This window comes from Cryobacterium sp. Hh7 (assembly GCF_004403155.1).
Classification (GTDB): Bacteria; Actinomycetota; Actinomycetes; order Actinomycetales; family Microbacteriaceae; genus Cryobacterium; species Cryobacterium levicorallinum.
In genome coordinates this window covers 1-15238 of sequence record NZ_SOHG01000013.1, presented here as the reverse complement: position 1 = coordinate 15238, position 15238 = coordinate 1, and the positions used below count along the sequence as shown (strand labels likewise).

14 protein-coding genes and 2 pseudogenes are annotated in these 15238 nt (G+C 61.6%); 13 read left to right on the top strand and 3 right to left on the bottom strand.

From position 1 onward, the window contains the following. Positions 1-533: 533 nt before the first annotated feature. A complete protein-coding gene (locus E3T43_RS03250; protein ID WP_134471315.1) occupies positions 534-2204 on the bottom strand; it encodes a GMC family oxidoreductase N-terminal domain-containing protein in 1671 nt (556 codons plus the stop codon). Continuing rightward, on the bottom strand, positions 2201-2806 hold the full coding sequence (gene mftR, locus E3T43_RS03245) for a mycofactocin system transcriptional regulator (protein WP_198414295.1): 606 nt from the start codon (positions 2804-2806) through the stop codon (positions 2201-2203). Before mftR ends, E3T43_RS03250 begins: the two co-directional genes overlap by 4 nt. A 126-nt stretch (positions 2807-2932) precedes the next feature. Here mftR and mftA point away from each other — a divergent pair, with 126 nt between their 5' ends. From mftA to E3T43_RS03185, 12 genes and pseudogenes are all read left to right on the top strand, one after another. Further along, positions 2933-3064 carry a mycofactocin precursor MftA gene (gene mftA, locus E3T43_RS03240; protein WP_134471313.1) on the top strand — a complete coding sequence of 44 codons (132 nt, stop codon included), beginning with the start codon at positions 2933-2935 and terminating at the stop codon, positions 3062-3064. Between the two features lie 9 nt (positions 3065-3073). Further along, a complete protein-coding gene (gene mftB, locus E3T43_RS19545; RefSeq protein WP_092453130.1) occupies positions 3074-3349 on the top strand; it encodes a mycofactocin biosynthesis chaperone MftB in 276 nt (91 codons plus the stop codon). Beyond that, on the top strand, positions 3346-4746 hold the full coding sequence (gene mftC, locus E3T43_RS03230) for a mycofactocin radical SAM maturase (protein WP_134471312.1): 1401 nt from the start codon (positions 3346-3348) through the stop codon (positions 4744-4746). Before mftB ends, mftC begins: the two co-directional genes overlap by 4 nt. Positions 4747-4981: 235 nt before the next feature. Continuing rightward, a complete protein-coding gene (locus tag E3T43_RS03225; protein ID WP_134471311.1) occupies positions 4982-5815 on the top strand; it encodes a mycofactocin-coupled SDR family oxidoreductase in 834 nt (277 codons plus the stop codon). 38 nt (positions 5816-5853) lie between these two features. Beyond that, a complete protein-coding gene (locus E3T43_RS03220) occupies positions 5854-6687 on the top strand; it encodes a mycofactocin-coupled SDR family oxidoreductase (RefSeq protein ID WP_166791219.1) in 834 nt (277 codons plus the stop codon). A gap of 58 nt (positions 6688-6745) precedes the next feature. Beyond that, complete coding sequence (locus tag E3T43_RS03215; protein ID WP_134471309.1) at positions 6746-7585, top strand: mycofactocin-coupled SDR family oxidoreductase; 840 nt, start codon at positions 6746-6748, stop codon at positions 7583-7585. A 30-nt stretch (positions 7586-7615) separates the two neighbouring features. Next, entirely contained in the window at positions 7616-8530 is a 915-nt protein-coding gene (locus E3T43_RS03210; protein WP_134471308.1) for a MoxR family ATPase, read from the top strand. 99 nt (positions 8531-8629) lie between these two features. After that, positions 8630-9514, top strand: a complete 885-nt coding sequence (locus E3T43_RS03205) for a VWA domain-containing protein (protein WP_198414294.1) — start codon at positions 8630-8632, stop codon at positions 9512-9514. 27 nt (positions 9515-9541) lie between these two features. Further along, the gene (mftD, locus tag E3T43_RS03200; protein ID WP_134471306.1) at positions 9542-10750 is read left to right on the top strand and encodes a pre-mycofactocin synthase MftD; all 1209 of its coding nucleotides are present in this window, start codon (positions 9542-9544) and stop codon (positions 10748-10750) included. An 87-nt stretch (positions 10751-10837) separates the two neighbouring features. Further along, positions 10838-11596 (top strand): mycofactocin biosynthesis peptidyl-dipeptidase MftE, encoded by a 759-nt coding sequence (gene mftE / locus E3T43_RS03195; RefSeq protein WP_134471305.1) that lies wholly within the window; start codon positions 10838-10840, stop codon positions 11594-11596. Next, positions 11593-13002, top strand: coding sequence for a mycofactocin biosynthesis glycosyltransferase MftF (gene mftF, locus E3T43_RS03190; protein WP_134471304.1), 1410 nt, complete (start codon positions 11593-11595; stop codon positions 13000-13002). The genes mftE and mftF overlap by 4 nt, the downstream gene beginning before the upstream one ends. 262 nt (positions 13003-13264) lie before the next feature. Continuing rightward, positions 13265-13720, top strand: a pseudogene (locus tag E3T43_RS03185) (transposase); the annotation flags it as partial. A gap of 12 nt (positions 13721-13732) precedes the next feature. On the opposite strand, the gene E3T43_RS03180 reads toward E3T43_RS03185, so the two are convergent. Then, positions 13733-14773, bottom strand: a complete 1041-nt coding sequence (locus E3T43_RS03180) for an IS30 family transposase (RefSeq protein ID WP_198414292.1) — start codon at positions 14771-14773, stop codon at positions 13733-13735. A 197-nt stretch (positions 14774-14970) separates the two neighbouring features. Here E3T43_RS03180 and E3T43_RS03175 point away from each other — a divergent pair. Next, positions 14971-15147: pseudogene (locus E3T43_RS03175) on the top strand (transposase); the annotation flags it as partial. Positions 15148-15238 lie beyond the last annotated feature (91 nt).

The following is a 15238-nucleotide window of genomic DNA, read 5'->3' as shown; positions in this document are numbered from 1 at the left end:
TCCGGACCGGCGGTACCTCAACCAACTCCGATGCCGCTTGCATCTCCCACCCAACATAGCCCCCTCCCTCGGCGGCATGCCGTTGCCAGCACATGCAGCGCCAACCAATTGCCGTCATCGGGGACAGCGCCGCGCAAAGTCCGAACCGACTTCACGCAGACGGTGTGTCGGCGGCCATGACAGGCTGGGCGTTTTCCAGCCAACGTCGCAACACCTGAGTTTTAGGAGTAGCGATGACAGACGGTTCCCGAAGCCGCAAGAAGGTGACCGGCGCTGCCGATGGCCGAGACGCGCGTTGAAGATGCTCGGCTAATGAGGCAGGCAATCAGTAACGCCTAGGCGTGCCGAATGTTGAAGATCAACCGGCGTACGGGGATGCGTTGGCGTCACGGCCGGACTGTGAAGAACGCCCAGGGGCGTTGATTGTGGGCGCTAGATCCTGTGCAGGGCTCGTGAACGATCTTCCCTTCTATCGGCGTTGGAATCGTCCTCCGGGCGATAATCATCGGGGTACAGGCCGTAAAAAGTCCGCCTTACATTCCGCGGCGAATAAAGTCGGCCATGCGCTCCCCGACGAGAACGGCGGTCGCGGCCGGTCCGCGCACGGGCGTGGTCGGCAGGATCGAGGTGTCGGCGACGTGCAACCCCTCGACACCGTGCACGCGCCCGTATTGATCGACGACGGCCCCCGGATCATCTGCTGGCCCAAACCGTGCACTGCCGCACAAGTGGATAGCGGTGCCGAGGTGGCAGCGTAGCCAATCATCGAGCAGTTCATCGCTCTCGAGCACGGTGTCGGTCAGTTCGGTCAATCGCTTAAACAGGTGCCTGTAGGCATCTGTTCGCAGCAAATGTACCGCCACCCGCACAACTTCGCGCATGCGTTTGAGGTCGTGTTCGGTCGAGAGGTAGTTGTGGTCGATGCGCGGTTGCACGTCTGGATCGTCCGACTCGAGGCTGATACGTCCGCGCGAAGTCTCGGACTGCACGGCGACGAGCAGCGCGAGGTCCCCCCGAGAGGCGATCTGGTTTGCGAAGCGCCGCATCGACACCCCGCGCATCGCCCGAAGTGATCGAAGCGGACGCCTCGCTGCGGCGCGTACCCCGACCATGATGCCGCGCGCGCTGCCGGTCAACAGATACCCCATCGGTTTAAGCATCGGGAGAATCTCCAGATCCCCGGGCGCAGTAGAACCGGTCGCCGTGAAGTTCAGGCACGCCGACATCGACTGCGACGTGCGGTAGTCAACGATCTGTCGGCGCGGCTGCCACAGCACGGCGATATCTGGGTGATCGCTGAAATTCGCCCCGACCCCGGGCAAGTCGCGCACGACTGGAATGTTGAATTGTTCCAGTTGCTCCCGGGGGCCCACCCCTGAGACCAGCAGCAGATGAGGTGATTTGATCGCGCCTGCCGAGAGCACAATCTCTCGGCCTCGCAGCTGAACGATCCCGCCGCCCCGCGTGACCTCGACACCGATGGCTCTTGTTCCCTCGAACAGTACACGGCGCACGTAGCTGTCACCCGACACCGTGAGGTTTCTGCGGTGCCGCACCGGATTCAGATAGGCGATCCCGGTGTTCTGACGCACGCCGTCAAGCGTGTTCATCGGGAGCGGTCCGTGTCCCGGAATACCCTGATCGTTCTTGTCAGGTTCGTCGGCGAAGCCCAGCTCCACGGCCGCCGCGCGAAAAGCGACGGTCACTGGATGGTCCTGCGGAGGCCGACCGACGACCATCGGCCCCGCACCACCGTGAACGGCGGACTCGCCATACTGCAGGTCGGTTTCGATCCGGTGATAGAACGGCAATACCTTTTCCCAGGCCCATTCGGGTGACCCGATAGACCAGGAATCGAAGTCGGCTTTTCTTGCACGAATGAAGTACGAGCCGTTGATCGTCGATGATCCACCGAGGATCCGGCCGCGCGCGATTGAGTAGGGCAGTTTCGGTGTGAGATTACCTGTGAACGACCAATTCTGCGGATGTCCCGGCGTCGCTCCCTGCACGGTTCCAGCATCGAGTAACTCGGGCGGGAATTCGGCGGCGGACCGCGGCACCGGTCCTGCCTCAAGGAGCAGCACCCGTCTCTCGGGATCTTCACTCAGTCGGGCTGCGAGTGGGGCTCCGGCTGCGCCGGCACCGACCACGATCACGTCATAGTTCACGTCCGATAAGTTCGACACCGGTACCCGTGGGTTCATGCCTGTCCTCCGGGTCCAACTGTTGGTAATTCACCCAACGTGAAACCCTCCTTAAGCAGGAGCAAGGCCGACTCGAGCAGCTCAATGAGGTTGGAGCCGTCAGTTCTGAGCCACTGCTCGTACGCGGCGAGCGATGCACCGAGGAATACCCAGCCGATCACCGTCGGTTCGATCGCGTCAACAGCGACTCCCAAGCGGCCAGCCGCGAAATCCGACACCACAAAGCGCCACTCGGCATATCGCAGTGTGGAGTGCGCCACGAGCGCAGGAACGTTCAGCAACAGGTTCATCCGCTCGCGATGAAAGGGGACTTCTTCTGACGGAAATCGATTGAATTCGACGACCGCCCGGGCGAGCGCATCGACTAGAGACACGGTCGTGTCCGTAGCAGCGAGGAACGCGCGCATACGCGCGAGTTCAGCGTCAAAGTCACCCCAGGGCAGATCGTTCTTGGAGGGAAAGTAGCGAAACAGGGTTCGACGCCCGATTCCGGCGGCGGTGGCAATGTCGTCGACGGTCGTCTGGTCGAAACCACGCTCGAGAAAAAGCCGAAGTGCTACGTGGCTCAGGGCGGCGCGGGTCGTCAGTGGCTGTCGGCCCATCCGCGGTGCCACAGAGCATTCAATCATTTGTTCTCATCCCTATACTTTCGGCACTGAGTGCCACTAGTCTGGTGCATGCACGAGACTTTCGCCACCGATGTCGATTTCTATCGCAAGGAGAACCGCATGGTTTCCGCAAAAAAAACCAGCCCCACCGAATCCGCAACCGCCGGCCCTGAACAATCCGCGGGGTCCGATCTCGAATCCGACACCCTGGTCGAGGAGATCTCGATCGACGGCATGTGCGGCGTCTACTAAATCGCTGACATGCCAGGCCTGGATCTTGACCGGGGATGGGATCTCCATCCCCAAGTATCTGTTCGCCCGGAGCCGTTCGGTGCGCTGCTCTACCATTTCGGTACCCGCCAGCTCTCATTCCTAAAAGATACGACGCTTCTCGCCGTCGTGAGGACTCTCGCCGACGTACCTTCTGCCCGTGCAGCGTGCACGGCCGCGGGCATCGCTGAGAGTGATCTGCCCCGCTATCAGCGTGCTCTCGGCACCCTCGCGAAATCCTCCATGGTCGTTGAAAGGACCTCATGACGCTCCTTGATGCACCCCGAACGTCCCCGTTCGTTCTCGCCCCGAAAGATACTCCCCGAAAGACCGAGCGTCTCGTCGATCTCTTCGAATACGGCCTTGACGCCCCCATCTGTCTCACCTGGGAACTGACCTACGCCTGCAATCTGTCCTGTGTTCACTGCCTCTCGAGTTCCGGGCGCCGCGATCCTCGCGAGCTGACGACGGCAGAAGCGAAGGCAGTCATCGACGAGTTCGAGCGGATGCAGGTCTTCTACGTCAACATCGGTGGCGGCGAGCCGACTGTGCGTCCCGATTTCTGGGAACTCGTCGACTACGCATCAGAGCACCACGTCGGAGTCAAATTCTCCACCAACGGCGTGAAAATCTCCCCGGACATTGCCCAGCGTCTCGTCAGAAGCGACTACGTCGACGTGCAGATCTCGCTCGACGGCGCAACAGCGGAAGTCAACGATCATGTGCGCGGCCCCGGCTCCTACGCCACGGCTATGAAAGCCATGCAGAACATGTATGAAGCAGGCTTCAAGGGATTCAAGATCTCGGTCGTTTGTACGAGCCAGAACATCAGCCAGCTCGACGATTTCAAGGCCATCGCCGACAAGTTTGACGCTCAATTGCGGCTCACCCGCCTGCGCCCCTCTGGTCGTGGAGCGGACGTCTGGGACGAACTGCACCCGACCCAAATGCAGCAGCGCGAACTCTACGACTGGCTCGTCGCACACGGAGATGGTGTGCTCACCGGAGACTCGTTCTTCCATCTCTCTGCTTTTGGAGACGCACTGCCCGGCCTTAACCTGTGCGGCGCAGGTCGTGTTGTCTGCCTCATAGACCCCGTCGGGGACGTCTACGCGTGCCCCTTCGCCATTCACGAAGAGTTCCTCGCCGGCAATGTGCGCTCAGAGGGCGGCTTCCAAGAGGTCTGGCAGCACTCGGAACTCTTTCTCAAACTGCGCGAACCGCAGTCGGGTGGAGCGTGCACCTCATGCGCGTTTTTCGACACTTGCAAGGGCGGCTGCATGGCCGCCAAATTCTTCACTGGATTACCGCTGGATGGTCCCGACCCGGAATGCGTCCAGGGCTACGGCGAAGAGTTGCTAAAGAACCGCAAGGGCAAAGCGGTGGAGCTTCCAAAATCGTCAATCGTCGACCACTCCCACCGCACTACCCGAGCCGGACGCGAAGGAATGGGCCCGGTACAGCTCACACTGAGCCGTCGCGCCGGGATGGTTCCAGTGAACGCCAGCGACTGCGAAGTCAGTCCCCTCGTCGGGTTCACGCCCGAACAACCACCGGCAGGAGCTTGTGACGAGAGCCCACTGGCCGGGATGAACCTGCTCGCAACTTCGCAATCCAGCTGCGCCGGGGAGAGCTGCGGAGACGGAACGTGGGGTTGTAGTTAGAGTTCGCAACCCAGAGAGACGTGACAAGCGCCCGGTGCGCTTGCGACAGAGAGTCGGTGGTCTTCAGCCAAAAAATGCGTTATCAAGGATCGGAACGCGCGACTGCTTCGGCGAACGGGGACTCTGAGCCGTGAGGTGCAGCACGACGCAGTCGCGGAGCACGCCTTCCGATCGGAAGGCGTGCCGGTCTCAGTCGACTGTATAGAACCTGAACATCAAAAATGAGGAGGAAACCATGGGAAGAGTAGAAGGCAAAGTCGCATTCATCACGGGTGCAGCCAGAGGCCAGGGGCGTAGTCACGCTATCCGACTGGCACAAGAAGGCGCAGATATCATCGCGATCGATGTCTGTGAGGACATTCCCGGAGCGCCGTACGCCGGGGCCACGGAAGAAGATCTGGCCGAGACCGTTCGTCAGGTCGAGGCACTCGATCGTCGCATCATCGCTACTAAGGCAGATGTGCGCGATTTTGACGCCCTGAAATCCGCAGTGGATGAGGGTGTAGCGCAGCTCGGACGCCTCGACATCGTGTCGGCCAACGCTGGCATCGTAACCGACATGGCACCCACCGAGGAGCTATCGGAGGAGATCTGGACAGACATGATCAACGTGAACCTGTCCGGTGTCTGGCGCACCACAAAAGCAGCAATCCCGCACATCAAGGCGGGCGGGCGCGGTGGATCCATCATCCTGACCAGTTCCAACGCCGCTTTGATGGTTTATCAGAACCTTGCTCACTACACCGCAGCTAAGCACGGTGTCGTGGGACTCATGCGAACGCTGGCCCTTGAACTGGCACCACACATGATCCGTGTGAACAGTATCCATCCGACGCAGGTTAACACCGACATGATCCAGAACGAGGCAATCTACAAGCTATTCCGCCCTGATCTGAAGAACCCCACCCGCGAAGACTTCAAGACTGCATCGGTTGCTATGCAGGCGCTGCCGATTCCGTGGCTGGAACCAATTGATATTTCCAATGCGTTACTGTTCCTGGCCTCCGACGAGGCTAGATACATCACCGGCGTTACCCTGCCTGTCGACGCGGGCGGCAGCATCAAGTAAGAATATTCGTTTCACAACTCGACGAGGAGAACAAGATCATGGGAAGAGTAGAAGGCAAGGTAGCGTTCATCACCGGTGCCGCTAGGAGTCAGGGGCGCAGTCATGCATTACGACTGGCCCAGGAAGGCGCGGACATCATTGCTGTCGACATCGTCGGTTCGGTCGGGTCGGTGCATGCATACCCAATGGCCACCGAGGAAGATCTTGCCGAGACCGTGCGCCAGGTGGAAGCGTTGGATCGCCGCATCATCGCCACACAGGCCGATGTACGTGACTCAGCAGCGCTAAAAACGGTGCTGGCCGATGGAGTCGCTCAGCTCGGACGGCTCGATATCGTATCGGCCAACGCGGGGATCTTTCAGATGTCCCCGGCGCTCGAGCTTGACGACACCGCATGGCAGGAAACCATCGACATTAATCTGACCGGCGTTTGGAACACCTGCAAGGCGGCCCTACCGCACCTCATCGAAGGTGGACGAGGCGGGTCGATCATTCTTACCAGTTCGACTGCGGGGATTAAAGGACTCGCTAACACCGTCCACTACACAGCAGCCAAGCATGGGGTCGTCGGCATCATGCGGACGCTTGCCAACGAGTTCGCCCAATACTCAATTCGAGTGAACTCGGTGCATCCAACAACGGTCAACACAATCATGATCCAGAACGAAGACGTTTGGGGGTTGTTCGATCCGGCCAATGCGAACCCCACTCAGGATTCGGCAGTCGAGGCTTTCAAGAGTATCAACGCCCTGCCAGTGCCTTGGGTGGAGCCGGTCGATATCAGCAACGCGGTATTGTTCCTGGCCTCCGACGAGGCGAGATTCATCACCGGCGTTACCCTCCCCGTGGACGCGGGCAACCTCGTCAAGTAACCAATTGACGCGTGGCGACGCGAAGCGCACCGCCACATATGGAAGAAAAGAGACAGACATGGGAAACCTCGACGGCAAAGTCGCCTTCATCACCGGCGCAGCGAGAGGGCAGGGCAGAAGCCACGCCATTCGTCTGGCGCAGGAGGGCGCCGACATCATCGCGATCGACCTCTGCGAAGGCGTCGACAGCGTCACCACATTCTATGAGCCAGCAACCGCCGAGGACCTGGCGGAGACCGTACGGCAGGTCGAAGCTCTCGACCGGCGTATCGTGGCGAAACAGGCGGATGTGCGCGATATCGACGCGCTGACCAAGGCCGTGGATGAGGGCGTCGCAGAACTGGGACGGCTCGACATCGTCGTCGCCAACGCCGGAATCTTCACCTTCGGATCGGACACCCAGAAGATCGAAGAGCAGTCCTGGAAAGACCTCATGGACATTAACCTGACCGGGGTATGGCACACCTACAAAGCGGCTGCCGACCATCTGATCGCATCCGGTGCCGGTGGATCGGTCATTATTATCTCCTCACTGGCCGGATTCAAGGGACTCGCCAACGTCGCCGCCTATACGACTACCAAGCACGGCATCGTCGGTCTGATGAAGGTACTCGCCAATGAACTCGGTCCTCACGGAATTCGGGTCAATACGATCCACCCGAACTCGATCGACACGAAGATGGTGAAGAACAGCAACACCTACAAGCTGTTCCGCCCAGACCTTGACGATCCTCAGGCCGAGGATGCCGAACCCGCATTCGCCGGGCTGAACCCTATGGGCAAGGCTTGGATCGAGCCAATCCACGTGTCGAACGCGGTCGCCTGGCTCGCTTCCGACCAGTCATACTACGTCAGCGGAGGCCAGATCCCGGTCGACGGTGGAGCATCCATCAAGTAAACCAGCCCTGTTCCAGATGAAGGAGAACACGTGGCACCCACCAATACCATCGTCGACACCCAGAAACGGGTAGCAGCGCACCTCGTCGGACGGGAGCGTGAGCTCGAACTGACACTTGCGGCCGTCGCAGCCAGCCGCGACATCCTACTTGAGGGGCCGCCGGGGACCAGCAAAACCACCATACTGAAAGCCATCACCGAAGAATGGGGTATCCCCTTGCTCTTCGTCGAGGGTAATGCCGACCTCACCCCGGCCAAACTCGTTGGTCACCACAATCCCGCGCGGGTGCTGCGGGAGGACTATAGCTCCGACAACTTCGTGGCTGGGCCCCTCATCGAAGCGATGCAACGCGGCGGGTTCCTCTATATAGAGGAGTTCAACCGGGCACCGGAAGACACCCTCAACACACTGCTCACCGCGATGGCTGATCGTGCCATCGCGGTGCCCCGGGTCGGCACCATCATCGCGGCACCGACCTTCCGAGTCGTTGCGTCGATGAACCCCTATGACAACGTCGGCACGACGCGGTTGTCAACGAGCGTGCACGACCGGTTGAACCGACTCGCGATCGGCTATCAGGACGAGCCAGCCGAACGCGGAATCGTGACGCTTCGTACCCAGGCCGACGGTGATCTCGCCAATCGCCTCGTTATCGATGCGGTATCCGTCACCCGGGCAACGAGGCGTCACCCGGATGTACGCCAGGGAAGCAGCGTGCGCGGCGCAATTGACTGTGTCCTCGTCGCGCTGCAACTTGCACTGCTTCGACACCTCAGGTCACCGCACGACGACGGCTACAAAGAACTCGTCTATGATGCCATGACCGTCTCCCTGTCCGGTCGCATCCACCTCGACGAGGCCGCGGAAAGCTCGCCCGAACGTGTACTTCGCGAGATCTGGGAAGGTCGTTTCGTTTTGGAACCAGCCATTGCCGAGCCGGGTTGAAGGGAGGTCGAAGCGGATTCGCCCCTTGCGAGGCCGGACCGCCGGAAACGGGCCAGAACCGCGTTGGGTCGCAAGCCGAAGCAGCTCACGGAGGATCCGGTGGTCTTTGAGCCCGGCGGCGCGGGGAGCGCAGGCATGGTGTTGCGCGCGCAGGCAATTGGGCGCGGTCCCGCGCCCAAATCGTCCCCGGGCACCACTGAAGCGGGAAACACCGACGAAATAGGTGAAATAGTGCTCGGCGGCGCCGATGTGGTCGGCATCGATCCCAGCGTGCGCGAGCGAGCCCGGCAGATAGCTGCGCGGCTGGCTATCCCCCGGCCAAGAACAGACTCGCTGGCGCACCGCGGGTCGGGCAAGCCCGAGAGTTTGCCCTATCGGGCCGGGTCGGACGAGATCGATCTCGATCGCACGATCGAGATGCTCGCCGAACACCCAATTCCGGAAGACGAAGACATCATCGTGCGGGAGCGCATTCGCACCCGCCGGTCGGTAGTGCTGCTCGTCGATGTGTCCGGATCAATGAAAGGCGAGCGAGTGCAGACCGCCGCCGCGACGGTCGGTGCCCTCGCGGGTGAACTCCAGCACGATTCCCTGGCCGTCATCGCATTCTGGTCGGACGCGGCCATCCTGCTCGGTCTCGGCCGGGAGGTGAAGCCGATGGATCTGCTCAGTTCCATCTTGCAGATGCCCGCCCGCGGGCTCACGAACATCGCCTTCCCACTCGAACTCGCGGCGCGTCAGCTGGCGCAGGTACCAACACGGGAGGCACGCGTGATTCTGTTGTCGGACTGTGTGCATAATGCGGGTCCGGATCCACGGGAGAGCGCGGTCCGGCTGGGGCGACTCGACGTACTCATCGACGTGAGCGGTGAAAAAGACATCGCGGTGGGCCGCCAGCTCGCGACTGCCGGGCATGGAACCGCTCATCTCGTGCGCACCCACCGCGATGTCGCTCCGGCTATCGGTCGACTCTTTAGAACCTAAAACGAATACTAGAAAGCAGGAACCCCCATGGCAAAAAACGCATGGTTCGAAACCGTTGCCGAGGCACAGCGACGAGCGAAGAGAGTACTTCCCTCCTCCGTCTACGGGGCTCTCGTTGCGGGGTCTGAGCGCGGGCTGACCATCGACGACAACATGGCAGCGTTTGGCGAACTCGGCTTCGCACCGCATGTCGCCGGGCACCAGGCGGTGCGCGATCTCACGACAACAGTGATGGGCATACCCATTTCTTTGCCGGTCATCATTTCCCCCACAGGTGTGCAGGCTGTGCACCCCGACGGTGAAGTGGCCGTTGCCCGGGCATCCGCTAACCGCGGCACCATCATGGGCCTGAGTTCGTTCGCCAGCAAACCTGTTGAAGACGTAATTGCTGCCAACCCGAACACGTTCTTCCAAATGTACTGGTCGGGTTCGCGAGAATCGATGGTGCAGCGAATGGACCGGGCGCGGGCCGCCGGCGCCAAGGGACTCATCGCCACCCTCGATTGGTCCTTCTCCAACGGTCGCGACTGGGGCAGCCCGCAGATTCCGGAAAAGATGAGCCTGAAGACAATGATCAATTTCGCGCCCAACGTGCTCCCCCACCCACAATGGCTTCTGCGCTTCGCGAAGTCCGGGCATATCCCCGACCTCACCGCTCCCAATCTCACTCCTCCCGGCGGCACTGCACCAACATTCTTCGGCGCCTACTACGAGTGGATGCAGACGCCACCACCCTCCTGGGAGGACGTCGCCTGGATGTGCGAAACCTGGGGAGGACCCTTCATGCTCAAGGGCGTCACCCGCATCGACGACGCCCATCGAGCCGTCGACGCGGGTGTAACCGCCATTTCCGTGTCCAATCACGGCGGCAACAACCTCGACGGAACACCGGCGACGATCCGTATGCTCGCGTCGATCGTCGAAGCCGTTGGCGGCGACGTGGAAATTGTGCTTGACGGTGGCATCCGTCGGGGCAGCGACGTGGCCAAGGCCCTCGCGCTCGGTGCGCGCGCGGTCATGATCGGCCGCGCTTATCTGTGGGGCCTCGCTGCAAATGGCCAGGCCGGAGTCGAGAACGTACTCGACATTCTGCGCGGCGGACTTGACTCGGCCGTTCTCGGCCTTGGCCATGATTCAATCCACGAGCTATCACCTGCAGACTTCTACATCCCGCCGACGTTCTCGCGCACCCTGGGCGCGACACTGAGCAACGTCGAGGCAACGACCCGGCAATAATCACGTCACCATCATTCACGTCACCGCCACGGCGGCGGCGCCCGGTACTTTTCGGGGCCAGACTAGAAGTCGAACGAGGGGTCACAAGTGCACGGTGAATTGGCGTATAGCACCTGGCCATCGCTGCCGCCGACCCCAGTCGTGCTCGTACCCCTCGGGTCGACGGAGCAGCACGGACCACACCTGCCGTTCTCCACCGACACCATAATCGCCTCGGCGGTGGCAGAGCGAGTCGCCGCGGATCTGACCATCAGGGGGCATTCGGTCGTCGTCGCCCCCGCCCTGCAGTACGGGGCGAGTGGTGAGCACCAGGATTTTCCGGGAACCGTGTCGATCGGCACCGAAGCGCTCACGACGATGATTATCGAACTGGTGCGCTCCCTGTCGACCTGGGCTGGTCGCATTGTGCTCGTCAACGGCCATGGCGGAAACCTTGCTGCGCTCACCGCATCCGTTTCTCTGCTCCGGGACGAAGGTCACACTGTTGCCTGGGCTCCGTGCACGGTTGCCCGGGGACATGCCCACGCCGGAATCACCGAGACATCGATTCTGCTGCATCTCGACGCCAAGTTGGTCGATCTGGCATTGGTTGTACCTGGCGCGACGACGCCGATGTCTGCCCTTTTTAGCCGGCTCGCGTCGGAGGGCGTGCGAGCGGTGTCGCCGACCGGGATTTTGGGCGACCCGACCGGAGCCACCGCCATGACCGGCGCTGCCCTCATGGCTGAGATGTGCGACGGTGTGCAGCGCCGGATCCTCGGCGAGTCCATCGACCCCCGCGGTTGCCTCCGCGACCCCGACCGGTGCACAGTACCGGCACCTGTCGCCACGGAAGATCGAGCATGAAGCCGCCCGTCGCCTCGCTCCCGCCCGGTTTCACGGTCGAACTCAACCGCACGGTCACAGTGCGTGACCAAGGCCGATCCTTGGTCGGCGGCTCCCCGACCCGCGCAATCTATCTCTCCCGGGCCGCCGTCAGAATGTTCGCCGGGCGCCGCCTGGCCGTCGACCGTGCCGGCTCGGGTGCCCTCGTGGACAAGCTGCTCGAAATTGGCATGGCCGATCCGGTACTCGACACGCTCCCGGCAGCGGATGAGAGCGACGTCACCTACGTGATTCCAACCTACGGTCGGCCGCAATCCCTCGACCGCCTCCTCGCGAGCATTGGGCCACACAAATCCGTCATCGTCGTCGACGATGCTTCGCCCGATCCAAGCGAGGTGAAAAAGATCGCCGCCGCAGCCGGAGCTCGTTTCATCGCTCTGCCCGAGAATTTGGGTCCGGCCGGCGCACGTAATGCGGGGCTGCGATTGGTGCAGACGACCTATGTGGTGTTCGTTGACAACGACATGGTCGTCACCGACGGTGCTGTAGCAACATTGCTCCGGCACTTCGTTGATCCCAGGGTTGCCCTCGTCGCCCCGCGAGTGATCGGACTCCAGTTGTCGACCCGAGTCAACTGGATCTCTCGTTACGAGGACGCACGGTCATCGCTCGACCTCGGACCGACTCCCGCCACGGTGCGGCCTCGCGCGCGGGTGTCGTGGGTGTCAACGGCTTTCGTCGTGGCCCGTGTCGAAGCCCTCGGCGCCGGGTTCAGCGACGGTATGCGAGTCGGCGAAGACGTCGACCTCGTTTGGACACTCGTCGAACAGGGCTGGAGGGTGCGCTACGAACCGGCCACGACGAGCGCCCATGAACACCGAGTCACGTTTCCCGACTGGGCCAAGCGCAAAGCGTTCTATGGCACGGGCGGCCACGCACTGGCACTCCGACATCCAGGCAACATCGCCCCGGCGATCCTCGCGCCCTGGAGCGTCGGCGTCATCGTGGCGTTGCTCGCCCAGCGGGCCTGGTCGGTTCCTCTCGCCCTCGGAATTTCGGCCGTTGCCGCAGTGCGCATCTCGCGCAAGCTATCCCGCCATGAGCATCCGCTGCGTATCGGTATCGAGCTGACAGCCACCGGCGTCGCCGCATCGGTTTCGCAGACGATGGCCCTGCTCACGCGGCACTGGTGGCCAATCGCGGTGCTCGGCAGCATCATCTCCCGACGGGTACGCCGGGCAACGATCGCCGCCGCCATACTCGACGTCGTCCTCGACTACCGACGCACAAAACCGCAACTCGACATCGTGCGCTTCGGGATCGCACGCCGAGCCGACGACCTCGCCTACGGGACAGGTCTCTGGCTCGGCGCGCTCCGCGGGCACTCAACGGCGGCGCTCCGTCCCGACATCCGCGGACATCGCTAGCTATTCGATCACGCCGGAGCGCCGCAACTCGTCGACGAAAGCCTTGGCCCTTTTCGACCCCCCGATCCTGCCGATACCGACCGCCTCGCACTGCTGCTTGAACAACGGCGGATTGGTCGGGGCTGTCTCTTAAACGGTGTCTCCGGCCTGACGCGCTGGACTTAGGTCTGGCGGGAGAGGTGCCGTGATGACGACACTTGATGCTGTGACGAAGAAAACGAAATCTGAGCCCACTCGTGAGGCGGTGGCGGCGAAGGAATAGGTGCGCCTGGCCAAAGAGCAGGGCCTGGCCCTGGACGGTCCTGATGGGCTGCTGGGCAAGTTCACGAAAACATTTCTTGAGGCCGCGCTGAACGAGGAAATGACCGATCACCTCGGTCATGAAAAGAACCGTGCGCCGGACGAGTGTGACGACTCGAACGTGCGCAATAGGACCCGCACCAAAACGGTGATCAGGCCGTCGACGGGGCCGGTGACCATTCAGGTGCCCCGTGATCGGGGCGCCACGTTCACTTCGGTGATCGTGCCCAAACGACAACGACGTTTGACTGGCGTCGATGAGATCGTGCTGTCCTTGTATGCACGCGGTCTCACGACCGGCGAGATCAGCGCGCACTTCAACCAGATCCACGGCGCGCAGGTATCGAAAGAGACCATTTCCCGCATCACGGACAAGGTGATCGAGGAGATGCAGACGTGGCAGTCACGCCCGTTGGACGCGGGGCAGTTTCTAGGGGTCGTTGCGAATCGTGTGTGCCTTAGTTCTGTGTCCTAATCGTCTCATGGCCTGGTGGGGTGTGCGGTCTTTGAGGCAGGCTCTGGGTCGACCGTTAAGTTCGTCGGCCACAGCGTTGAGGTGATCTTGGTCCCACTGGCTGAGGTCAGTCCCCTTCGGGAAGTATTGGCGCAGGAGCCCATTGGTGTTTTCATTGGTCCCTCGCTGCCACGGCGAGTGCGGGTCGGCAAAGTAGATACGAAGCCCAGTCTTCGTCTCGATGCGCTTGTGATGGAACATTTCGTTGCCTTGATCCCATGTCAGCGTGCGTCGGAGCGACGACGGCAGGCTCGAGAACGCACCGATGAGTGCGTCACCGACGGTTTGTGCGCTGTGGTCGCTCTGGAGGAAGACGAGGATCGTCATGCGGGTCTTGCGTTCCACGAGCGTGGCAATTGCTGAGCCGTTACTGGTGCCCAAGATGAGGTCTCCTTCCCAATGCCCGGCTTGGAGCCGGGATTCGACGTGTGCTGGGCGTTCGTGGATGGAGCACATTTTGGTGGACTGCTTCAGTGAACCGTCTTTGGATCTGCCGCGCCCGCGACGGTGCCGGTACGTGCGTCCCGTGCGCAGGCTCGCGGGGGTGGCCACGATGATCAGCCCGCGATACACACCGTCGTAGATCGTCTCAGGACAGACGTGCCAGGTTAGTTTGTTCGGATAGCGTCGTCTCAGCCATCTGCTGATCTGGCCCGGCGACCATCGTTTCGCAAGTTTCACTGCAACGATGCTTCGAAGAGCTGGGACCTCCTCGAAGACGCGGACCTTCGGCCGCTTGCGCTGCAGATGCGCCCGGTTGTGGGCGAACCAGGGCTGGTATGAGCCGTCGGCCTTGCGGTTGCGTGCGATCTCTCGATAGACGCTCTGGAAGCTTTTCCCAATCCGGACAGCGATCTTTTTCACGGCCTCGCCTGCGGCGAGGCCGTCTCCGATTTCGATTCGGTCGTCCTGAGAGAAATAGCGGGAACAGATGGGGACGCGTTCGACGACAGTCATACTGCCAGCATCGATGAACCACAACGATCCGCAACTGAGCGACACTCCGACCTGTCGGGCCGCCTCAGACCCCGACAGGCCCTGGCGAATCAATACGAAGTAACGACGCTTAACCGCTGCCGGCATCTTGTTCGGTGCAAATCTGACCATTGGTTTCTCCCTGCTCGGGATTCGCAACGACCAGTAGAAACTGCCCGGTTTACGCGGCGATCTTCATCGATGCGATCGTGGTAAAGATCCGAGACGGGCAGGTCGCCAACCGGCCCATCTACGCGGCCATCGGCGTGACCTTGGACGGTGAGAAGGATATTCTCGGGTTGTGGGCCGGCACTGGCGGTGAGGGCGCCAAGTTCTGGATGTCTGTCCTTGTTAACGCCGACTGAAAACAGGGCCAAAAGCGCCAACTGAAAACAGGGCCACCAACCATTATGGAAGGTGATCAAATTGGATGATTGGGCTGAGATT